This window comes from Halomonas garicola (assembly GCF_055382465.1).
This window is the reverse complement of the sequence record NZ_AP043931.1, coordinates 2,142,787-2,163,766: the sequence shown is the minus strand read 5'-3', so window position 1 is coordinate 2,163,766 and position 20,980 is coordinate 2,142,787. Positions and strand designations below refer to the sequence as shown.

The window sequence follows — 20,980 nt, the reverse complement described above, 5'->3', positions numbered from 1 at the left end:
GCTGAGCCTTTTCTGCCCGAGACTGCGGCCCGTGACTGTGGAAAGTCGTGCCGTTGCCGCCGGGCATTTTCTATCGTTGGATGAGGACTGCCGTATGGCTGACGCGCCATCTCACTGTCTCAGGGGCACCCGTGACGCCTGCGTGTTGACGCTTACCCTGGTGCTGGCCGGCTGTGCCGGCACCCCCAGCGCCCAGGACACCGAGCCGCCGGATGACTACTTTGCCATGTCGCTGCCGAGCATGGCCCAAAACGGTGAGGCGATGATGTCGCCGGTTGATGGGGCGCTGTCGCGGCGGCAGAACTCGCCGCCGCTGGTGATCCGCCGAGCGCTGATGGAGCAGCACGACAGCTGGTCGGGGACGCCTTACCGGCTGGGCGGCACGACCCAGAGCGGGGTGGACTGCTCGGCGCTGGTGCAGAACGTCTACCGCGATACGTTCGATATTTCCCTGCCGCGAACGACCCGGGGGCTGGTGAACAAGGGGCATGCGATCAAGCGTCGCAACCTGCGCGCCGGCGACCTGGTGTTTTTCCGCCCGCCGGGCAGCCGCCACGTGGGCATTTACGTCGGCGACGGCCACTTTCTCCACGCCTCCACGTCCCGGGGCGTGATCATATCGGAGCTGGATAATACCTACTGGCAGCGCTACTACTGGCAGTCGCGCCGCACCCTTGAAGGCCCACAAATGGCCCAGCTCAGCCGTGTACTGTGACGCTTTGACCGCCGGGTCGAGCCGCCCTTTATGATCGAAATCCATACGCCGGCCTGGTGGCGCGCTACGCTTGCGCTGTGCCTCGGCTCGTTTCTCGTTTTCATCAACCTGTACGTTCCCCAGCCGCTGCTGCCCGAGCTGCACCGGACCTACGGCGTCTCCACGCTTGCGGTCAGCTTCGTGATGTCGGCAGCGACGCTGTCGCTGGCCTTTGCGCTGGTCGTATTCGGGCCGCTGTCGGACGCCATCGGGCGCGAAGGCATCATGCGCTACAGCCTGCTGGTGGCAGGTATCGGCTCCCTTGTGCTGGCCTTTGCGCCGAGCTTTTCTGCTCTGTTAGCGCTGCGTCTGCTGCAGGGGTTTGTGCTCGGCGGGCTGCCGGCGGTGGCCATTGCCTGGATGGCGGATACGTTCGACAAGCGGGCGCTTGCCGGCGCCGTGGGGCTTTATATTGCCGCCAACTCGCTGGGCGGCATCAGCGGGCGGGTAGTCGGTGGCCTGGTGTCGGACCTGGGCGGGGCGTCGGCGTCCTTCATTGTCGTGGGCCTCATGACGCTGGCCGGCACGGCAGTATTCTGGCGCCTGCTGCCGCAAAGCCGGACGTTTGTGGCCCAGCCGTTTCACGTAAAGACCGCCGCGGTTGACCTCTACCAGCACCTGCGCACGCCGGTGCTGCTGGGGGCCTATGTGCTTGGCGGCATCAACTTCATGGTGTTTATCAACCAGTACAGCTACATCACTTTCCGGCTCGCCCAGGCGCCGTATAGCCTGGCGGCGAGCAGCCTGGGGCTTTTGTTCCTGACTTATCTAAGCGGCACCCTGGGCTCCATGCTGTCCGGCCGGCTGGCGGGGCGCTTTTCTCCGGCGCGCTGCATGATGGCAGGCGTTGCCCTGCTGTGCGCCGGCACCGCCGTGACCCGGGCCGATTCGCTGATGCTGGTCATTCTGGGGCTGACCGTTAACGCCTTCGGCTTTTTTCTCACCCACTCGCTGGCGTCCGCCTGGGTGGGGCGCAACGCCCAGCGGGCAAGGGGCAGCGCCTCGGCGCTGTATCTGGTGTTTTATTACACCGGGGCAAGCCTTGGCGGTTTCTGGCTGGAACCGTTCTGGCTGTGGGACGGCTGGGCCGGCGTCACCCTTGGCTCCTGGCTGCTGTTTGCGGTGACGTTTGCCATCGCGACCTGGCTACGCCGGGTAGAGCGCCGCCAGCCATAAGTCGGCGATAAAAAAAGCGGCCCAAAAGGGCCGCTTTGTCGTGTCCCTGGCGGGGAAAGCCCCGCCATGCCGGCGTTTATTGCTCGGCGTTACCTTCGCTTTCGCCTTCACCTTCGCCGTGCACGTGGCCGTGCTCGATTTCTTCGGCGCTGGCTTCGCGGACCTCGGAGATTTCAACGTCGAACGTCAGGTTCTGGCCGGCCAGCGGGTGGTTGCCGTCTACCACGACCGTGTCGCCTTCGACCTTCTTGACGGTGACCATCAGCGGGCCGCCTTCGGTCTGGGCCTGAAACTGCATGCCCGGCTCAACGTTTTCCACGCCCTGGAACGCATCGCGCGGGACTTCCTGCATCAGCTGTTCCTGGACTTCACCGTAGCCTTCCTCAGGCGTTACGCTGACGTTGAGTTTTTCGCCGGGGGAGGCGCCTTCCAGCTGCTTTTCCAGCCCGGGGATGATGTTGCCCGTGCCGTGCAGGTAGGTAAGCGGCTCGCGGCCTTCGGAGCTGTCGAGCACTTCGCCTGCATCGTTGGTCAGGGTGTAGTGAAATGCGACGACCGAGTTTTGCGCAATTTGCATGAAAGAACCTTTCGGTGAATGCATTGGAAACGTGTCGGCGGATGGTAACGCGGAAACGGACCCGATGTCAGTGCTCGCGGGGATTTTCCTTGACGCGATTTCCCGGCGCTATTGCGCCGTTCAAAGAGCAAAGCTACCCTAGCGCCACTTATCCCGTTGACGTTCGGCTTTTGACGTCCGACCTACTGCCTCCTGGAGTCTGTCTATGACAATCTTTGTCATCTGGGTCATTGCTTTTGCCTTGATCTTCTATTTTGCCAACAAGCGCTGGAACGACGGCGTCAGCCAGGGCATCGACAAGATGCTCACCGCGATGCTGAAAAGCCACGGCAAGAACCGCTATATCTGGGTCGCCGCCATTGCCGTGCTAGGGGCAACGGCGCTGGTGCGCCCGATCGACGTGCTGCTGGTGGTGATCCTGCTTGGCATTATCGCGCTGATCGTTGCCAAGGTAGCAAGCGTGGCGGGCAAGAAGATGCCCTGAGGCGCAAAAGACCCCGACCGAATGCAAAACACCGGCCTTTTGGCCGGTGTTTTTCGTTACCGCGACGGTACGCGCCTCAAGAGGGCGCGTAGCCGGCTTAGTAAGGCGCGACGCTGACGTTGGAGCCGCTGCCGATCAGGCGAACTTTTTGTCCGGGCTCAAACCGACGGTCGGCTTTTTGTACCACGACCACGTCGTTACCGGCATCGGTGCGGATCTCAAGCTCAACGCCGTTGATGCGGTTGGCGCTGTCTTCCACCTTGGTGCCCGCCATGGCGCCGCCGATGGCCCCGGCAGCGGTGGCAATCTTCTTGCCGCTGCCGCCGCCCACTTGATTACCCAGCACGCCGCCGATCAGCGCGCCGGTGCCGCCGCCGAGGAGGCCGCCGGTGCGGCTGTCCGCCTGAATCTGAACCGGGCGCACGGCCTGGATGGTGCCGTAGGTAACGTTCTGGCTGCTTTTCGCCTGGTTGCCGCTGTAAACGTCGCCGGAGTAGGGCGAGGTGTTAACGCAGCCGGCAAGGGTCAGCAGGCTGATCGCGGCAACGGGCAGTAGTCGTTTCATGGCACATTCTCCAGTCAGTATGTTATGTGCAGCGTAATAGGATAAAGCCCGTCGCTCAAGACGTCTTTACGGCGTGCAGCATAGGCCGAAACGCTGTTCATGAACAGCCCGACGTGCTCGGCGGGCGGCTTGCCGGTCTCCAGACAGTAAAAAAGGGAGGCGTTCGCCTCCCTTGATGGTTGCTGTCTTGATAGTTGATGTGCCGGGTGATCCAGGCGGCGCCTGCCGGGGATCAGCCGAACTGGTTCATGGTGTTGTCCTTGCCGCCGGCCTTGAGCGCGGCGTCGCCGTGGAAGAACTCCTTGTGGTCGTCGCCGATGTTGGAGCCGGCCATGTCCTGGTGCCTGACCGTGGCGATGCCCTGGCGGATTTCTTCGCGCTGGACGCCGGCCACGTAGGCCAGCATGCCGTCTTCACCGAAGTAGCCCTTGGCCAGGTTGTCGGTGGAGAGTGCCGCGGTGTGGTAGGTCGGCAGCGTGATCAGGTGGTGGAATACGCCGGCCTCCCGGGCAGCATCGCGCTGGAAGTTGGCGGTCCACTGGTCGGCCAGCCGGCCAAGCTCGGTGTTGTCGTATTGCTCTTGCATTAGCGCCTCGCGCTCGTAGGCCGAGACGTCCTTGCCCTCTGCCTGCCAGGCGTCGAACACCTGCTGACGGAAGTTGAGCGTCCAGTTGAACGACGGCGAGTTGTTGTAGACCAGCTTGGCGTCCGGGCAGACCTCGCGGATGCGGTTGACCATGCCGGCGATCTGGCCTACGTGGGGCTTTTCGGTTTCGATCCACAGAAGATCGGCGCCGTTTTGCAGGCTGGTGATGCAGTCGAGCACCACGCGGTCTTCGCCGGTGCCGGGCTTGAACTGGTAAAGGTTGGAGGCCAGACGCTTGGGTTTGACCAGCTTGCCGCCCTGCTTGATGACCACGTCGCCGTTGCCGATATCGGCAGCGCTTGCGATCTCGTCGCCGTCGAGGTAGCTGTTGTATTGGTCGCCCAGATCGCCGGGCTCTTCGGTGACGGCGATTTTCTGGGTCAGGCCGGCGCCCAGCGAGTCGGTGCGGGCGACGATGACGCCGTCGTCAACGCCGAGCTCGATAAAGGCGTAGCGCACGGCGTTGATCTTGGCGATAAAGTCTTCGTGGGGCACGGTGACCTTGCCGTCCTGGTGGCCGCACTGCTTCTCGTCGGACACCTGGTTTTCCAGCTGGATGCAGCAGGCGCCGGCCTCGATGAACTTTTTCGCCAGCAGGTAGGTAGCCTCGGCGTTGCCAAAGCCGGCGTCGATGTCGGCGATGATCGGCACGATGTGGGTCTGGTGCTCGTCGATCTCACGAACCAGCGCCTTGGCCTGAACGTCGTTGCCGGCTTCCTGGGCTTCGTCCAGCTCGCGGAACAGGTGGTTGAGCTCCCAGGCGTCGGCCTGCTTCAAAAAAGTGTAGAGCTCTTCGACCAGGGCGGGCACCGAAGTCTTTTCGTGCATCGACTGGTCCGGCAGCGGGCCGAACTCCGAGCGCATGGCCGCGACCATCCAGCCGGACAAGTAGAGGTAGCTGCGCTTGGTGGTGTTGAAGTGCTTCTTGATCGAAATCATCTTCTGCTGGCCGATAAAGCCGTGCCAGCAGCCCAGCGACTGGGTGTACAGGCTGCTGTCGGCGTCGTAGGCGGCCATGTCTTCGCGCATGATGGCGGCGGTGTAGCGGGCAATGTCCAGTCCGGTATGAAACTGGTTTTGCCGGCGCATGCGCGCCGCGTATTCGGGGTTGATGTTGTCCCACTTGCCGCCGTGGGCGTCGCGCTTCTTCTTCAGTTCCTGAATCTCTTCAAGCAGTCCCGTCATGTGCTGTCTCCTGTGGCGTCGACGTATCGCTAAGGGTATCCGGCGGCCCTGCTTGCCGCGGTACGTGGCTCTACTATCCGCGACGGAGCCTGCCGGCAGCAATTGGCTTTTGGGAGCAGGCGGGGTTGTAGCGTGACGACATGACGAGAGAAGCGCTGCCAATGCTGTAGCAGAGTTTCTTGAAAGCCTCCGTCAGCGAACGGCGAAAGGAGAGGCAAAGCCGGGCAAGTCGCCCGGCAGGTGAGGGGCGGTGCTAGTCGTCGTCGAGCGGGAAGTTGAGGCTGCCGGCGTTGACCAGCTGCGCGAGCAGCGCTGCCGCCCCCGGGAAGTCGGTGAGCACGTCGGCGCGTATCAGCCGGCCTTCGCACAGCCTGACGGCAAGCTCGGGCGTGCAGGGGTAGCCGTCGCCGTCGGCAAAGAGCGTAGTGGCGCCGCCGTCTCGGCGCCAGGCAAAGCGGGAGCCCGGGGCCGGGTGCAGCGGTGTCCGCTCGAGCTTTTCGATCAGGGCCGCCTCGTCCAGCGGCGGGTCAAAGGGAATCAGCTGGTCGACGTACTTGGGCTGGGTCATTACCCGGCCGAACCACTGGCTCATCTGCACGGGGCTGTCCAGCGTATCGAGTATCAGCCGGCGCATGCGCTCAAGCGCGGCGTCGTCGATCTCGCCGGGCGTCTGTGCCGGCGCCATGCCGGCATCGGTGTAGCGCAGCGACGCCGGCAGCTGCTCGCCCAGGTAGTCGGCGTAGGAGGTCACGGCCTCGTCGGCAGACGGCGCGCGAAAGCCCACCGAGACGGTCATGCACTCGTCGGTTTCGCTGACGCCGTGGTGCGCCCAGCCCGGCGGCAGGTAAAGCATATCGCCGGTTTCCAGCACCCAGTCGGAGTCTGCCTCGACTTCAAAGGTTTCGAGGATTTTCAGGTCGATGCCGTCAATGATCGGCGCGTCTTCCGCGGTTTCGCCGCCGAGCTGCCAGCGGCGGTGGCCGGCGGCCTGTAGCAGAAAGACATCGTACTGGTCGGCGTGGGGGCCGACGCTTCCGCCCGGCGGGGCGTAGCTGATCATGATGTCGTCCAGCCGCCAGCGCGGGAGGAAGTCGAACTCGTCGAGCAGGGCGGCAACCGCGGGCACGTAGTGATCCACGGCCTGCACCAGAAGCGTCCAGTCGCGCTCGGGCAGACGCTCGAAGGTGGCCTCGTCAAAGGGGCCGTGGGACACCTGCCAGGGGCCGTCCGGGCCGTTTTCTTCGATCAGGCGGGCTTCCACGCCGTCCTCGCAGGCAAGCCCGGCGAGTTCGTCGGCGTCGATCGGCGACAGAAACTCCGGCATGGCGCCGCGAATCAGCAGCGGCTTTTGCTGCCAGTACTCGGCCATAAACTCGGCCGGGGTCAAGTCTCCCAGCAGGGTCAGCGGCGTATCATGGTGGCTCATGGCGGTATCCTTGGCGATGTAGCCGGTTTACAACGTAGGTGTTTACAGCGTACGCAACTGTTGGGTGAGATCGCGGGCCTGGGCTTCGGCGTTGCCGATATAGCGGGCCGGCGTCAGCGCTTTAAGCTCGCCTTTGACGTCGTCGGGTAGCGAAAGGGTGTCGATAAAGGCAGCAAAGCCGGCCTGGTCGATGCGCTTGCCCCGGGTCAGCTCCTTGAGCTTCTCGTAGGGCTTGTCAATGCCGTAGCGGCGCATCACGGTCTGGATCGGCTCGGCGAGCACTTCCCAGCTGGCGTCGAGGTCATCGGCCAGGCGCTCGGGGTTGGCCTCGAGCTTGGCGATTCCCTTGAGCGAGGCGCGATAGGCAATCAGCGCGTAGCCAAGCCCCACGCCCAGGTTTCTGAGCACCGTGGAGTCGGTGAGGTCGCGCTGCCAGCGCGACAGCGGCAGCTTGGCGGCCAGGTGGTCAAGCACGGCGTTGGCAAGCCCCAGGTTGCCTTCGGAGTTTTCGAAGTCGATGGGGTTGACCTTGTGCGGCATGGTCGAGGAGCCGATCTCGCCTTCCACGGTTTTCTGTTTGAAGTAGCCAAGCGAAATGTAGCCCCAGACGTCGCGGTCGAAGTCCAACAGCACGGTGTTGAAGCGGCCGATGGCGTCAAACAGCTCGGCGATGTAGTCGTGGGGTTCGATCTGGGTGGTGTAGGGGTTGAAGGAGAGCCCCAGGCCTTCAACGAAGGTGCGCGCGTTGGCCTGCCAATCAACTTCCGGGTAGGTAGTAAGGTGGGCGTTGTAGTTGCCCACCGCGCCGTTGATCTTGCCAAGGATAGGGATCTCTTCGATCTGGCGGAGCTGGCGCTTGAGGCGGTAGGCGACGTTGGCCATTTCCTTGCCCAGGGTGGTGGGGCTTGCGGTCTGGCCGTGGGTGCGCGAAAGCATCGGCTGGGCGGCGTGCTCTTCGGCCAGCGCGGCGATGCTCTCGACTACTTCGTGGAGCACGGGCAGCAGGGCACCCAGGCCGTCGCTTAGCATCACGCCGTAGGCGAGGTTGTTGATGTCTTCGGAGGTGCAGGCGAAGTGGATGAATTCGCTGACGGCGTCAAGCTCGGCGTTAGCGGCGATGCGCTCCTTGAGGAAATACTCCACCGCCTTGACGTCGTGGTTGGTGGTGCGCTCGATGTCCTTGATGCGCTGAGCGTCGGCTTCGGAAAACTCGCGAATCAGGGCGTCGAGAAAGCCCGTGGCGTCGGCGGAAAGCGGCGGCACCTCGACAATCTGCCCCTGGCCCGCGAGGCGCTCAAGCCAGCGCACTTCGACAATGACCCGGGCGCGGATCAGGCCAAACTCGCTGAAGTGCTCGCGCAGCGCGGCGGTCTTGGCGCCGTAGCGGCCGTCAACGGGGGAAAGGGCGGTCAGGGCAGAAAGTTGCATGGTCGTTTTCCAGGTCAGTCAATCGTCATCCGGGCGCAGGCCGAGGGTGGCGCAAACGGTCTAGCGCAGATCGTCCAGGGCGCGGCGCAGGGCGCTGCGCTGAAACATCAGCTTCCAGCGGCGCCCGCCCTGCTGGTGCCAGAGCAGGGCAAAGCGCACCCCGGCCAGCAGGCAGGCGCGTACGCGTTCGGGCATCATGGGGCTTTGCAGCATGGTGGGGTCGCCCTGCACCACGATGCGGTGTTTAAAGGTAGACAGCGTTTCCTGATAGGTCTCGCCGAGGTTGGCGATGACGTTTTCGTGGGTGGCGCCGAAGTGCGCGGCCTGATGCTGAATGCGATCCAGCGACTCGCCCAGCGCATCGAGCATGTCGGGATTTTTACGCAGCTTGCTCATCAGCAGAATCAGCGAAAAGCCGTAGCGCATGATCACCGGGCTCCCCTGTTTGCGCCCGACGAGGGCCTCGAGCAGCTCGAGCCCCTGGCGCAGGTTGTTGGGATGGCCGCCGTAAATCGCCTCGAAGCTGGGCGGGCTGGTGTCCACGGTGGCTTGCATCAGCGTCTCCCAGGGGCGCTGGTCGGCGTGGCCGTTGCGCGCCAGCTCGTCGACCAGGCTTGCCGCCTGAAACACGCCGGCAAGTGCCAGCGCCTGACGGCTGGCCGGGTCGTCCGGGGCGCGGTGAATCGGTGTGGCGCTGCTCATGCGGCGGCCTCCCTGGCGTTCCAGGTGTCGCGGATCACGCCGCCGCCCAGGCAGATGTCGCCGTCGTAAATCACCAGCGACTGGCCCGGCGTTACCGCGCGCTGAGGGTCGTCAAAGTGAACGTCGACGCCGCCGTCGGCGCGGGTCACAAGCGAGCACGGCTGATCCGCCTGGCGATAGCGGGTCTTGGCGCGAAAGCGCCCCTGGGTCGCGGGCGGGCGGCCGGCGATCCATTCCATGGGCTCGGTGGCAAGCGAGTCGCTGTACAAAAGCGGGTGGTGCTTGCCCTGCACGGCGACCAGGACATTACGAGAAAGGTCCTTCTGCGCCACGTACCAGGGGTCTTCGGAGTAGTCGGCAAGCCCGCCGATGCCCAGCCCCTGGCGCTGGCCCAGGGTGTAATACATCAGCCCCTGGTGCGCGCCGATGACGTCGCCGCCCGGGGTTTCGATGGTGCCCGGCTGGGCGGGCAGGTACTGCTTCAGGAAATCGCTGAAGCGCCGCTCGCCGATAAAGCAGATGCCGGTGGAGTCTTTCTTGCGCGCGGTGGCCAGGCCGTGCTTTTCGGCCAGCTCGCGCACCGCGGGCTTGGCAAGCTCGCCCACCGGGAACAGCGTGCGGGCAATGGCCGCCTCGGGCACCGCGTGGAGAAAGTAGCTCTGGTCCTTGTTGGCATCGAGCCCCTTGAGCAGCCGCGGGCGAGCGTCGTCCTGACCCTGGCGAACCAGCCCCTGGCGCACGTAGTGCCCGGTGGCGATTTTCTCGGCGCCGAGCAGCTCGGCGTAGTCGAGAAATACTTTGAACTTGATCTCGCGGTTGCAGAGGATATCCGGATTCGGCGTGCGCCCGGCCTGGTATTCGGCCAGGAAGTGTTCGAAAACGTTGTCCCAGTATTCGGCGGCAAAGTTGGCCGTGTGCAGCGGGATGCCGAGCTTTTCGCACACCGCTTCGGCGTCCGCCAGGTCTTCCTTGGCGGTGCAGTATTCGGTGCCGTCATCTTCGTCCCAGTTCTTCATGAACAGGCCTTCGACCTCATAGCCCTGCTCAAGCAGCAAAAGGGCGGAGACGGAAGAGTCGACGCCGCCGGACATGCCGACGATCACTTTGCCTTGGGGGGATGTCATGGCCACCCTCGATTAAAATAGTGCAGGTAGGTCGCAAGTATACACGATGCGCAGGCGATGCTTCGAGCCGTGGCAGCCGGCGATCGTTTTTCGGCCGGCTAGCCTTCGCGGATAACGCCCAGCGGAAACGCCTGTTCGGCCAGGGCGTCCTCGACCCGGGGGAGAACGCGCGGGCTTCGCATGCGTCCGTTGGCGGCCAGCGCGCGGATCTCATCGGGGACGAGCCAGTGCACGGCGTGGATGTCGTCGTCCAGGGGCGTATCCAGAAAGCGCGCCGGCGTGGCAATAAAGCCGTGGCTGTGAAAGGTCAGCCCGTGGAGCTCGAAAACGTACAGCCCGAGGTAGCCGTCGAGAGTGACTTCCCAGGCGGTCTCTTCTCTGACCTCGCGGTGCACGGCGGCGATCGGGCCTTCGCCGGCTTCGATGTGGCCGGCGGGCTGGTTGTAAAGCGTGACGGGCCCGCCGCGGTCTTCCTCTACCATGAGGATGCGCCCCTGGCGCTGGATGACGCAGGCCACCGTCGCACGAATGTGCGGACGGCAGGCGGCGCGTGCAGGGGGTTCAAAGAGTGTTTCAAAGGTCATCGGCGAGATCTCCGGCTGGCAGGGCGCGGGGCGTGCAGGGTTTCCCGGCGCCACTCGCCGGGAGCGAGGCGGCCGAGCCGCCAGGGGCCGACGGCGGCGCGTATCAGGCGAAGGGTGGGAAAGCCGACGTGGGCGGTCATCCGCCGCACCTGGCGGTTGCGCCCCTCAGAGATGACAAGCTCAAGCCAGCCGGTGTGCGGGTGGCGCTTGGGGTCCACCGGCGGCGTGCGCTCGGCGACCTCGGGGGCGGCGATGCGCCGGGCCCGGGCCGGCCGGGTGGGGCCGTCCTTCAGCGTAATGCCCTGGCGCAGGGCGGCAAGCGCGGCGTCGTCGATATGGCCTTCTACCTGCACCCAGTAGGTTTTGGGCTGTTTGTGGCGCGGGTGGGCGATACGATGGATCAGCGCGCCGTCGTCGGAGAGCAGCAGCAGGCCTTCGGAATCGTAGTCCAGCCGGCCTGCCGGGTAGACGCCCTTGGCGTCAAGGTGATCGGCAAGGGTCGCGCGGCCCTGGTCGTCGCGAAACTGGCTGAGCACGCGATAAGGCTTGTGTAGCAGATAAAGTTGGCTCATGGCGGCGTTGGCAACACCTGATGCTTACTCGAAAAAGCGATAGCATACTCGACTTTAGATCAGTGCGCGCCCTCAAGGCTACTGTGCCTGGAAGCGGCGGTGTTACACTCGCGGACGCACTGAATCAACCCGTCGGCTCCGGGCTAACCCGGCCCGGGGGCCGACCCCCACAAGGGAGTTCTTCATGGGCGCCAACCACGCGGACTATCAGCATATTGTTGTACCCGAAGGCGGTAGCCGGATTACCGTCAACGCCGACAAAACGCTCAACGTTCCCCACGAGCCGATCATCCCCTATATCGAAGGCGACGGCACCGGTACCGACATCACCCCGGCGATGAAAATCGCCATCGACGCCGCGGTCGCCAAGGCCTACGGCGGCGAGCGCAAGATTCACTGGATGGAGGTCTACGCCGGTGAAAAAGCCACCGGCATCTACGACGCCGATACCTGGCTACCCGAGGAAACCCTGCGCGCGGTCGAGGACTACGTGGTCTCGATCAAGGGGCCCTTGACCACGCCGGTCAGCGGCGGCATTCGCTCGCTTAACGTCGCCCTGCGCCAGAAGCTTGACCTGTACGTCTGCCAGCGTCCGGTGCGCTGGTTCAAGGGCGTGCCCAGCCCGGTGAAAAAACCTGCCGACGTGGACATGGTAATTTTCCGCGAAAACTCCGAAGACATCTACGCCGGCGTCGAGTGGCAGGCAGGCTCGGCCGAGGCGGACAAGGTCATCAAGTTTCTGCGCGAAGAGATGGGGGTGACCAACATCCGCTTCCCCGAGCAGTGCGGCATCGGCGTCAAGCCGGTATCCGAGGAGGGCACCAAGCGGCTGGTACGCCAGGCCATCCAGTACACCATCGACAACGACCGCGACTCGATGACCCTGGTGCACAAGGGCAACATCATGAAATTCACCGAGGGCTCGTTCAAGAACTGGGGCTACGAGCTTGCCGCGGAAGAGTTCGGCGCCGAGCCGCTCGATGGCGGCCCGTGGATGACCATGAAAAACCCCAAGACCGGCAAGGATATCGTCATCAAGGACGTGATTGCCGACGCCATGCTCCAGCAGATCCTGCTGCGCCCGGCCGAGTACGACGTCATTGCCACGCTTAACCTCAACGGCGACTATATCTCCGACGCCCTGGCAGCCGAAGTCGGCGGTATCGGCATTGCCCCGGGGGCCAACATTTCCGACTCGGTGGCCATGTTCGAAGCCACCCACGGCACCGCGCCCAAATACGCCGGTCAGGACAAGGTCAACCCCGGCTCGCTGATCCTCTCCGCCGAGATGATGCTGCGCTACATGGGCTGGACGGAAGCCGCGGAGCTGGTGATCAAGGGCATGGAAAAAGCCATCGCCAAGGGCGAGGTCACCTACGACTTCCACCGCCAGATGGAAAACGCCGTGCTGCTCAAGTGCTCCGAGTTTGGCCAGGCGGTTGCCGACAACATGTAGGCGCGCGCCATACCCGCGACATTAAAAGGGCCGTGATAGCGGCCACAGGCCCCGTCCGCGCTGCCGCGGGCGGGGCTTTTTTATGCCGGCGTGCCCGGCTGTGCTATTTTGGGCCTCGTTTAGCCATGCAAGCCTGGAATGTCCGACGCTCTGAACTCTTGCCCGGGTGGGGCGTCCAAGGGGAAAGGCCTGCGGCCTTCCTTACCCGGCGTGAACGATGCCACCTCTATTGTCTATGTAATTATCTATGCTGAAACCACACACCATTCGCCCGCTGCTGTCGGGCATGACGCGCCCGGGCTCGCCGGCGGGCGACGATGAGCTATCGGTTGCGCCGGCTGACCCCGCGCTTGCTAAGCCGCCCATGTATAGGGTAGTGCTGCACAACGATGACTACACCCCGATGGATTTCGTGGTAGAGGTGCTGCGAAGCATTTTTCATCTGGACAGCGAAGCGGCAATTGAAGTCATGCTCACGGTGCACCATCGGGGCAAGGCCAGCTGCGGGGTGTTTACTCGGGATATCGCCGAAACCAAGAGCCATCAGGTCAACGAGTACGCCCGGGAGTGCGAGCACCCGCTGAAAAGCGATATCGAAGTGGCCGACGACTAGGCGCGGAATTTCCCACAAACGTTGAGAAAAACCTCGCCGGAAGGCTTGCAAGTGGGGGTTTTGTACCCGATGTTGAGAGTGCGGAAGGATGAAACCGATCCGACGCCAGCCCCAGGTGGCGTTACGCCCCGGGCAGAAGTAGCGAAAAGGGGACTGCCATGCTGAGCAAAGAACTTGAACTGACTCTGAATACGGCCTTTACCGTGGCACGTTCCAAGCGCCACGAGTTCATGACCGTGGAGCACCTGCTATTGGCGCTTCTGGACAACGCCGCCGCCGTGGACGTGCTCAAGGCGTGCGGGGCGGATCTGGACAAGCTGCGTTCCGACCTGCAGGACTTTATCAACTCGACCACCCCGCTGATTCCCGAAAGCCAGGGCGAGCGTGAAACTCAGCCGACGCTTGGCTTTCAGCGCGTACTGCAGCGTGCCGTCTTCCACGTGCAGTCGTCGGGAAAAAATGAAGTCACCGGCGCCAACGTGCTGGTGGCGATTTTCTCCGAGCAGGAAAGCCAGGCGGTCTATTTCCTCAAGCAGCAAAGCGTGGCCCGGGTGGATGCGGTCAACTACATCGCCCACGGCATTTCCAAGGTGTCCGGCCACGGCGCCTCGCCGTCGCCGTCCCGGGAGGAAGCTGAAGAGGCCGAGGAGGGCACCGGCGACAGCGCCTCGCATCCGCTGACCGGCTACGCCACCAACCTCAACGAGCAGGCAAGGCTGGGCAAGATTGACCCGCTGATCGGGCGCGACCACGAGCTTGAGCGGGTGGTGCAGATTCTTGCCCGCCGGCGCAAGAACAACCCGCTGCTGGTGGGCGAAGCCGGCGTGGGCAAGACGGCGGTGGCCGAAGGGCTTGCCCGGCGAGTGGTAGAAGAAGACGTCCCCGACGTCATTGCCGATGCGGTGGTCTACGCCCTGGACATGGGCGCGCTGCTTGCCGGCACCAAGTATCGTGGCGACTTCGAGAAGCGCCTGAAGGCCCTGCTCGCCGAGCTGAAAAAGCAGCCCAACGCGATTTTGTTCATCGACGAAATCCACACCGTGATCGGCGCCGGCGCGGCCTCGGGCGGCGTCATGGACGCCTCCAACCTGCTCAAGCCGCTGCTGTCCTCCGGCGAGCTTCGCTGCATTGGCTCTACCACCTTCCAGGAGTTTCGCGGCATCTTCGAGAAAGACCGCGCTCTGGCCCGGCGCTTCCAGAAAGTCGACGTGCTGGCGCCCTCGGTGGACGACACCATCAGTATTCTCAAGGGGTTGCGTTCACGCTTTGAGGAGCATCACGAGCTGAAGTACACCGACGCCGCCGTGGAAAGCGCCGCCCGCCTGGCGGATCGCTACATCAACGATCGCTACCTGCCGGACAAGGCCATCGACGTCATCGACGAGGCCGGCGCCCACCAGCGGCTGCTGCCGCCGGAAATGCGCATCGATACCATCGACGTCGACCAGGTCGAGGCAGTAGTGGCGTCCATGGCGCGTATTCCGCCCAAGAGCGTGTCGAGCTCCGATCGCAAGCTGCTGGCCAACCTCGACCGCGATCTCAAGATGCTGGTGTTCGGCCAGGATGAAGCCATCGACACCCTGGCGGCGGCCATCAAGCTTTCCCGAGCGGGGCTCAAGTCGCCGGACAAGCCCGTGGGCAGTTTCCTCTTTGCCGGCCCCACCGGGGTGGGCAAGACCGAGGTAGCGCGCCAGCTATCCCACATCATGGGAATCGAGCTTGTGCGCTTCGACATGTCCGAATACATGGAGCGCCATACCGTGTCGCGGCTGATCGGCGCGCCTCCCGGCTACGTGGGCTACGAGCAGGGCGGGCTTCTGACCGAAGCCATCACCAAGCAGCCCCACTGCGTGCTGCTCCTTGACGAGATGGAGAAGGCACACCCGGAAGTGTTTAACCTTCTGCTCCAGGTGATGGACAGCGGCCGGCTCACCGACAACAACGGCCGGGAAGCGGACTTCCGCCACGTCATCGTGATCATGACGTCCAACGCCGGTGCCGAGCTTGCCACCCGGCGCTCCATCGGCTTTCAGACCCAGGATCACTCAACCGACGCCATGGAAGTGCTCAACCAGACGTTTTCGCCGGAGTTCCGCAATCGGCTGGACGGCATCATCCAGTTCAGCTCGCTGCCGATCGAGGTGGTGCGCAGCGTGGTGGACAAGTTCCTCATCGAGCTGCAGGCGCAGCTGGACGAGAAGCGCGTGCAGCTGGAAGTGGACGACAGCGCCCGGGACTGGCTGGCCGAGCAGGGCTACGACCCCGACATGGGCGCCCGCCCGATGGCACGGCTGATCCAGGAAAAGCTCAAGAAGCCGCTGGCGGAGATGATCCTCTTCGGCGAGCTGGCCGAGCACGGCGGCACGGTTCACGTCCGCCTGGAAAACGGCGAGCTGCAGCTGTCAACGGAAGCGGAAATGGCGGATGCGCCCTGACAGGGGCGCTGCCAGCCGCTGAGCCGGCAATGCATCAGGCGCCCTGTCCATAACGGTGACGGGGCGCTTGCGTATCCGGGCCTGGCAGATGCGGGATGGCAGGCGTCGCGGGCAGCGCAACGAGAGCATGCCCGGAAGGAGAGGTCAGGGGTCCGGTGCTAGCGCGAGCGGTAGACGATGCGGCCCTTGGAGAGGTCGTACGGCGTCAGTTCGACCTTGACCTTGTCGCCGGTCAGGATACGAATGTAGTTCTTGCGCATCTTGCCCGAAATGTGGGCGGTTACCACGTGCCCGTTTTCCAGCTCGACGCGGAACATGGTGTTGGGAAGGGTGTCGACGATCACGCCTTCCATTTCAATATGATCTTCACGTGCCATATAGGCCGTTCCTCACTGGTTCAATGAATGTTGGATAGACCTCCCGCAGGGGAGGCGCCGCCCGCGGCCAGCGCCCGGGCGGGGAAAACGCGCTATATTGTGCCGCAAGGCGGGCGTCAAGGCAAAAGTCGCGGGATAAATCCGGCTAAATGACCAGCCGCCGGCTGTCGGGCGCCGCCAGGGCATCAAGCCAGGAAGGCCGGGGCACGCGCGGCGGAGCCGTCGGGCTGCCGGGCGCGCCGGGGGAAACCTCGGGCAGCCAGGCATCAAGGTAGTCGAGAAACGTCGACCGGGCCACGTTGACTGCGCCGAGGTTGGCCAGATGCTGTGTGTGCATCTGGCAGTCGATGAGCTTGCCACCGCGGGCGCGCATGGCGGCAGCCAGGTAGGCAAGCGCTGCCTTGGAACCGTCGGGCCGGTGCGAGAACATCGATTCGCCGAAAAACACAGGCCCCAGGGCGACGCCGTATAGCCCCCCGGCCAGCACGCCGTGCTGGTAGACTTCCAGGCTGTGGGCAATGCCCAGCCGGTGCAGCCGGCAGTAGGCGGCGTGCATTTCCGCGGTGATCCAGCTGCCGGCCTCGTCGTCCCGGGGGGCAGCGCAGGCGCGTATCACGCCGGCGAAGTCACCGTTCAGCGTGACGCTGAAGCCGCCGTGGCGCAGCCGTTTGGTCAGGCTGCGGCGCTGCCTGAACGCCTCGGGGAAAAGCACCATGCGGGGATCTGGGCTCCACCACAGGATCGGGTCGCCGTCGGTAAACCACGGGAAGATGCCGTGACGGTAGGCGTTGACCAGCCACGCCGGGGTCAGCGCGCCGCCGGCGGCCAGCAGGCCGTTGGGTTGATCCAGCGCTGCATGGGCGGGAGGAAAGACGGGCGTAGGCGAGGATAGCCAGGGTAGCATGGCGTGCTCCGATGACGGGCAGGGCGTGACGAGCCCTGTGACGGCATAAAGATGCCCGGTATGATGCCACGTCCCGGCGCGTTCGAGAACGTTACCAATAACCGCACGGCGCCTGGCAAACGAAGCATCCATCAAAGGTTCAGGGGTACAACAGGGGGTCGCTTGACAGTTAATAAAGCGGGAAACAAGCGCAGGCCACAGACGTCCGCAAAGGTAGCAAAAGGGCGCGTCCAGGCAGCGACACAAGGGGCGCGGCGCATGGGCGTGCGCCTTCAAGGGGCCGCCCGTGAGAGCGTGGTCGTGGTGCTGCTGGCGCTGTGTGTCTTCTTGCTGCTGGCGCTTTTGAGCTATCAGCCGGGAGACCCGGGGTGGTCCTATCGCGGGCCGGAAAGCGACGTGGCCAACTGGATGGGCACCATTGGCGCCTGGCTTGCCGACGTCCTGTATTCGCTGCTCGGCGCCAGCGCGCTGTGGTGGCCGGGCATGGGCGGCTTTGCCGCCTGGTGGCTGATACGTTCACGCCAGGTGCGTTTCACCCTGGACCCGGTGGCGCTGGCGGTGCACGTCGGCGGGCTCGTGCTGCTGATGCTGGGCACTACCATGCTGGGGGCGCTGCATTTTTATCATCCGCAAAGCGTGCTGCCCTACGGCTCCGGCGGCATTATCGGCGAAGGCCTGGTCGGCGCGCTGGTGCCGCTGGTGGGCAGCGCCGGCACGGGGCTGATTGCCGCGGCTTTGATGGCCGGTGGCTTTCCGCTGTTCAGCGGCGTGTCCTGGCTGCGCGTGGCAGATGAAGCAGGCTACCGCGCCTACGGCCTGGGCGACTGGCTCAAGGCGCGCACGGCGGGCCTTCGTGAAAAGCGGCGTGGCAGAGCCCGCGCTGCTCCGGCGGCGGCATCCGTACAGCCGGCGCCCGAGCCGGCGCGGCCCTCCCGGCGCGAGCCGAGCCTGGCCGCGACCGAGTCGGCCGCGAAGCAGGCCGATACCACCGAGATCCCCTGGGACGCCGCGACGTACTTTACCGGCAAGGCCGCCGGCCGCGCTTCCGAGCCGGAAGCCCCTGCACGAGAAGCTCCTGAGCCGAAAGCCTCTGAGTCAAAAAGCGATGGGCCGTCGACGGAAGTCCCGGAGCGCAGCGAAGCCGGCACGCGCCGGGAACCAACTCTTGGTGCAAGGGCGGAGCCCGATCCCGACGCGCAGCGTGACCTTGAGACCGAGTCAGCGCCGGCAGCGGCATCGTCGCCTGAACCTGAACCTGAACCTGAACCTGAACCTGAACCTGAACCTGAACCTGAACCAGAGACAGAGCCGGAACCGGCATTAGCGTCAGAGCCGGAATCCGATGCAGAACCGGAACCAGAACCGGAGCCGGAGCCAGAACTAGCGCCAGAGCCGGAGCCCGAGATAGAGCCGGAGCTGGAGCCTGAGACAGGCCCCGAGCCTGAACCGGCGCCTGCACCGCCGCGCAGCCCCGAAGTGGTGCCCGAGCCCGTCTGGGAGGAGGACGACGAAGTGCCCGAGTCGCCTCAGGCGCCCCCCGCGTTTGTGTCACCTACCCCCGCGCCTGAACCCGAGCCGGCGCGCCCGGAACCGGAAATGCCCGAAACGCCGGCGTCAGCGGACGACGAAGCGCCGGCGCTGTGGACGGTGGAGCACCTGCAAAACCAGCGGCCGGTGCTCGACGACATGCCCGAACCCGAAGGCGAGCTGCCGAGCTACCGGCTGCTGACCCAGCCCGAACCCCACCAGCCCAACTATACCGATCAGGAGCTTGCCGATATGGCCGAGCTTCTCGAAGTGCGCCTGCGCGAGTACGGCGTCAAGGCCGAGGTAGTGGAAACCTGGCCGGGGCCGGTGATTACGCGCTTTGAAATCAAGCCCGCGGCCGGGGTCAAGGTCTCGAAGATCAGCAACCTGTCCAAGGACCTGGCGCGCTCGCTGATGGTCAAGAGCGTGCGCGTGGTCGAGGTGATTCCCGGCCGCCCGACGGTGGGCATCGAGATCCCCAACCCCCGCCGGGCGATGATTCGCCTGCGCGAGGTGATCGATTCCGACGTCTATCAGGACAAGGAATCGCCGCTGACCATGGCGCTTGGCCAGGACATCGGCGGCGGGCCGGTGGTGGCCAACCTGGGCAAAATGCCCCACCTGCTGGTGGCCGGCACTACCGGCTCGGGCAAATCCGTGGGGGTCAACGCCATGCTGATTTCCATGCTGCTCAAGGCCAGGCCCGACGAGCTCAAGATGATCATGGTCGACCCCAAGATGCTGGAGCTGTCGGTGTACGACGGCATACCGCACCTGCTGGCGCCGGTGGTTACCGACATGAAGGAAGCCGCCAACGCCCTGCGCTGGTGCGTGGCGGAAATGGAGCGCCGTTACAAGCTGATGGCGGCCATGGGCGTGCGCAACATTGCCGGGTTCAACGCCCGGCTTGACGAAGCCGAGCGCGCCGGCGCCCAGGTGGCCGACCCGCTGTGGGAGCCCCAGCCCTGGGAAATGCATCAGAACCCGCCGGTGCTGGAAAAGCTGCCCTATATCGTGGTGGTGATCGACGAGTTTGCCGACATGTTCATGATCGTGGGCAAAAAGGTCGAAGAGCTCATCGCCCGGCTGGCGCAGAAGGCCCGGGCGGCGGGGATTCACCTGATTCTCGCGACCCAGCGGCCCTCGGTGGACGTAGTCACCGGCCTGATCAAGGCCAACATCCCCTCGCGGATGGCGTTTCAGGTGTCGTCGCGGATCGACTCGCGTACTATCCTCGACCAGGGCGGCGCGGAAAGCCTGCTGGGCCACGGCGACATGCTCTATCTGCCCGCGGGCTCGGGGCCGCCCAACCGGGTGCACGGCGCCTTTGTCGACGACGACGAGGTCCACCGGGTGGTGGAAGACCTGCGCCGCCGGGGCGAGCCCGAATACATCGAGGAAATCCTCTCCGGCGGGGTGTCCGCCGACGCCCTGGCCGGCCTGGAAGCCGAAGGGGCCGAGGGCGAAGACGCCGAGCAGGACGCGCTCTACGACGAGGTGGTGCAGTTTGTCACCGAGACCCAGCGCGCCTCCATTTCCTCGGTGCAGCGCCGCTTCAAGATCGGCTATAACCGCGCGGCGCGCCTGGTGGACGCCATGGAAAGCGCCGGCGTGGTTAGCCCCATGGGCAGCAACGGCGCCCGGGAAGTGCTGGCGCCGCCGCCGGTCAGAGACTGACCACAACGTGAAAAAATCGGGAAAAAGCGCCGCTGAGGAAACCTGCCGGCGCTTTTTACGTCATAGTGGGGACGACATTTTTGCCGCTCAGGCCTCAGGGAGATATAGATGCGCCATATCGAGACACCGCGATCGTTTTCATTTGCGCTAGCCGCAAGCGCCTTGGGCTTTATTGCCGCCCCCCAGGCGTGGGCCAACGAGGCCGCCGAACGGCTGACCGAGCGGCTTGACCCGCTGGAAACCTACGAGGCCGAGTTCGATCAGCAGATCCTTGACAGCAGCGGGGAGCGCCTGCAGCAGGCAGAAGGGGAGATGTGGCTATCGCGCCCGGGCATGCTGCGCTGGGAGGTCGGCGCCCCCTATAGTCAGACCGTGGTGTCCGACGGCGACGAGGTTTATCTCTACGATCCCGATCTGGAGCAGGTTACGGTCCAGGGCCTGGATAACCGGGTGACCTATACCCCGGCGCTGCTGCTGTCCGGCAGTGCCGGCGAGCTTACCGACAGCTTCGACGTTTTCTACGAGCAGGAAGACGGCGACGACGTCTTTACTCTGATTCCCGTCTCGCCGGATACGCTGTTTGAAGAGCTCAGCATGACCTTTGACGGTGATACCCTGACCGAGCTGTGGATGACCGACAGCACCGGCCAGCGCACCGCTATCCGCTTTTCCGGTATCAGCCAGAATACTCCCATCGACGACGCGCGCTTCCGCTTTGATATGCCCGACGGCGTCGATGTAATCCGCGAGGATGCGCCCTAAGCGAGG

At 64.5% G+C, this 20,980-nt stretch carries 19 protein-coding genes; 8 read left to right on the top strand and 11 right to left on the bottom strand.

The window, feature by feature from the left end; translation table 11 throughout:
• The first annotated feature begins 94 nt into the window (after positions 1 to 94).
• Entirely contained in the window at positions 95 to 715 is a 621-nt protein-coding gene (locus ACZ46Y_RS10465) for an NlpC/P60 family protein (protein ID WP_311954420.1), read from the top strand.
• Between the two features lie 30 nt (positions 716 to 745).
• Positions 746 to 1,930, top strand: a complete 1,185-nt coding sequence (locus ACZ46Y_RS10460) for an MFS transporter (RefSeq protein WP_311954423.1) — start codon at positions 746 to 748, stop codon at positions 1,928 to 1,930.
• A 76-nt stretch (positions 1,931 to 2,006) separates the two neighbouring features.
• Here ACZ46Y_RS10460 and ACZ46Y_RS10455 read toward each other — a convergent pair whose 3' ends face one another.
• Complete coding sequence (locus ACZ46Y_RS10455) at positions 2,007 to 2,507, bottom strand: FKBP-type peptidyl-prolyl cis-trans isomerase (RefSeq protein ID WP_311954426.1); 501 nt, start codon at positions 2,505 to 2,507, stop codon at positions 2,007 to 2,009.
• A 205-nt stretch (positions 2,508 to 2,712) separates the two neighbouring features.
• Between ACZ46Y_RS10455 and ACZ46Y_RS10450 the strand changes: the two genes are divergently transcribed.
• Positions 2,713 to 2,991 carry a DUF3566 domain-containing protein gene (locus tag ACZ46Y_RS10450; RefSeq protein ID WP_464380037.1) on the top strand — a complete coding sequence of 93 codons (279 nt, stop codon included), beginning with the start codon at positions 2,713 to 2,715 and terminating at the stop codon, positions 2,989 to 2,991.
• A 97-nt stretch (positions 2,992 to 3,088) separates the two neighbouring features.
• Here the strand turns inward: ACZ46Y_RS10450 and ACZ46Y_RS10445 are convergent, their stop codons facing one another.
• From ACZ46Y_RS10445 to ACZ46Y_RS10410, 8 genes are all read right to left on the bottom strand, one after another.
• On the bottom strand, positions 3,089 to 3,556 hold the full coding sequence (locus ACZ46Y_RS10445) for an outer membrane lipoprotein (protein ID WP_311954429.1): 468 nt from the start codon (positions 3,554 to 3,556) through the stop codon (positions 3,089 to 3,091).
• Positions 3,557 to 3,788: 232 nt separating this feature from the next.
• Positions 3,789 to 5,387 (bottom strand): isocitrate lyase, encoded by a 1,599-nt coding sequence (locus tag ACZ46Y_RS10440; RefSeq protein ID WP_311954433.1) that lies wholly within the window; start codon positions 5,385 to 5,387, stop codon positions 3,789 to 3,791.
• 253 nt (positions 5,388 to 5,640) lie between these two features.
• The gene (locus ACZ46Y_RS10435) at positions 5,641 to 6,813 is read right to left on the bottom strand and encodes a cupin domain-containing protein (protein WP_311954438.1); all 1,173 of its coding nucleotides are present in this window, start codon (positions 6,811 to 6,813) and stop codon (positions 5,641 to 5,643) included.
• 42 nt (positions 6,814 to 6,855) lie between these two features.
• Positions 6,856 to 8,241: an adenylosuccinate lyase gene (purB, locus tag ACZ46Y_RS10430; RefSeq protein WP_311954441.1), complete on the bottom strand. Its 1,386-nt coding sequence runs from the start codon at positions 8,239 to 8,241 to the stop codon at positions 6,856 to 6,858.
• A 60-nt stretch (positions 8,242 to 8,301) separates the two neighbouring features.
• On the bottom strand, positions 8,302 to 8,943 hold the full coding sequence (gene hflD, locus ACZ46Y_RS10425) for a high frequency lysogenization protein HflD (protein WP_311954445.1): 642 nt from the start codon (positions 8,941 to 8,943) through the stop codon (positions 8,302 to 8,304).
• Positions 8,940 to 10,067 carry a tRNA 2-thiouridine(34) synthase MnmA gene (mnmA, locus tag ACZ46Y_RS10420; protein ID WP_311954449.1) on the bottom strand — a complete coding sequence of 376 codons (1,128 nt, stop codon included), beginning with the start codon at positions 10,065 to 10,067 and terminating at the stop codon, positions 8,940 to 8,942. The genes hflD and mnmA overlap by 4 nt, the downstream gene beginning before the upstream one ends.
• Positions 10,068 to 10,165: 98 nt before the next feature.
• On the bottom strand, positions 10,166 to 10,651 hold the full coding sequence (locus ACZ46Y_RS10415; RefSeq protein ID WP_311954454.1) for an NUDIX domain-containing protein: 486 nt from the start codon (positions 10,649 to 10,651) through the stop codon (positions 10,166 to 10,168).
• Complete coding sequence (locus ACZ46Y_RS10410; protein ID WP_311954458.1) at positions 10,648 to 11,223, bottom strand: pseudouridine synthase; 576 nt, start codon at positions 11,221 to 11,223, stop codon at positions 10,648 to 10,650. Before ACZ46Y_RS10410 ends, ACZ46Y_RS10415 begins: the two co-directional genes overlap by 4 nt.
• Positions 11,224 to 11,407: 184 nt before the next feature.
• Here ACZ46Y_RS10410 and icd point away from each other — a divergent pair, with 184 nt between their 5' ends.
• The 3 genes from icd (at position 11,408) to clpA (ending at position 15,727) form a co-directional block, all read left to right on the top strand.
• Complete coding sequence (gene icd / locus ACZ46Y_RS10405) at positions 11,408 to 12,679, top strand: NADP-dependent isocitrate dehydrogenase (protein WP_311954463.1); 1,272 nt, start codon at positions 11,408 to 11,410, stop codon at positions 12,677 to 12,679.
• 247 nt (positions 12,680 to 12,926) lie between these two features.
• Positions 12,927 to 13,292 carry an ATP-dependent Clp protease adapter ClpS gene (gene clpS / locus ACZ46Y_RS10400; RefSeq protein ID WP_376717576.1) on the top strand — a complete coding sequence of 122 codons (366 nt, stop codon included), beginning with the start codon at positions 12,927 to 12,929 and terminating at the stop codon, positions 13,290 to 13,292.
• A 158-nt stretch (positions 13,293 to 13,450) separates the two neighbouring features.
• Positions 13,451 to 15,727, top strand: a complete 2,277-nt coding sequence (clpA, locus tag ACZ46Y_RS10395) for an ATP-dependent Clp protease ATP-binding subunit ClpA (protein WP_311954469.1) — start codon at positions 13,451 to 13,453, stop codon at positions 15,725 to 15,727.
• A 158-nt stretch (positions 15,728 to 15,885) separates the two neighbouring features.
• On the opposite strand, the gene infA is transcribed toward clpA, so the two are convergent.
• Together infA and aat are read right to left on the bottom strand one after the other, a co-directional pair.
• Positions 15,886 to 16,104, bottom strand: coding sequence for a translation initiation factor IF-1 (infA, locus tag ACZ46Y_RS10390; protein WP_007111068.1), 219 nt, complete (start codon positions 16,102 to 16,104; stop codon positions 15,886 to 15,888).
• 145 nt (positions 16,105 to 16,249) lie between these two features.
• On the bottom strand, positions 16,250 to 17,008 hold the full coding sequence (gene aat / locus ACZ46Y_RS10385) for a leucyl/phenylalanyl-tRNA--protein transferase (RefSeq protein ID WP_311954475.1): 759 nt from the start codon (positions 17,006 to 17,008) through the stop codon (positions 16,250 to 16,252).
• A 258-nt stretch (positions 17,009 to 17,266) separates the two neighbouring features.
• On the opposite strand from aat, the gene ACZ46Y_RS10380 reads away from it, so the two are divergent.
• Both ACZ46Y_RS10380 and lolA read left to right on the top strand, forming a co-directional pair.
• Entirely contained in the window at positions 17,267 to 20,212 is a 2,946-nt protein-coding gene (locus ACZ46Y_RS10380; RefSeq protein ID WP_311954478.1) for a DNA translocase FtsK, read from the top strand.
• Positions 20,213 to 20,320: 108 nt separating this feature from the next.
• On the top strand, positions 20,321 to 20,974 hold the full coding sequence (lolA, locus tag ACZ46Y_RS10375; RefSeq protein WP_311954481.1) for an outer membrane lipoprotein periplasmic chaperone LolA: 654 nt from the start codon (positions 20,321 to 20,323) through the stop codon (positions 20,972 to 20,974).
• Positions 20,975 to 20,980: the final 6 nt, after the last annotated feature.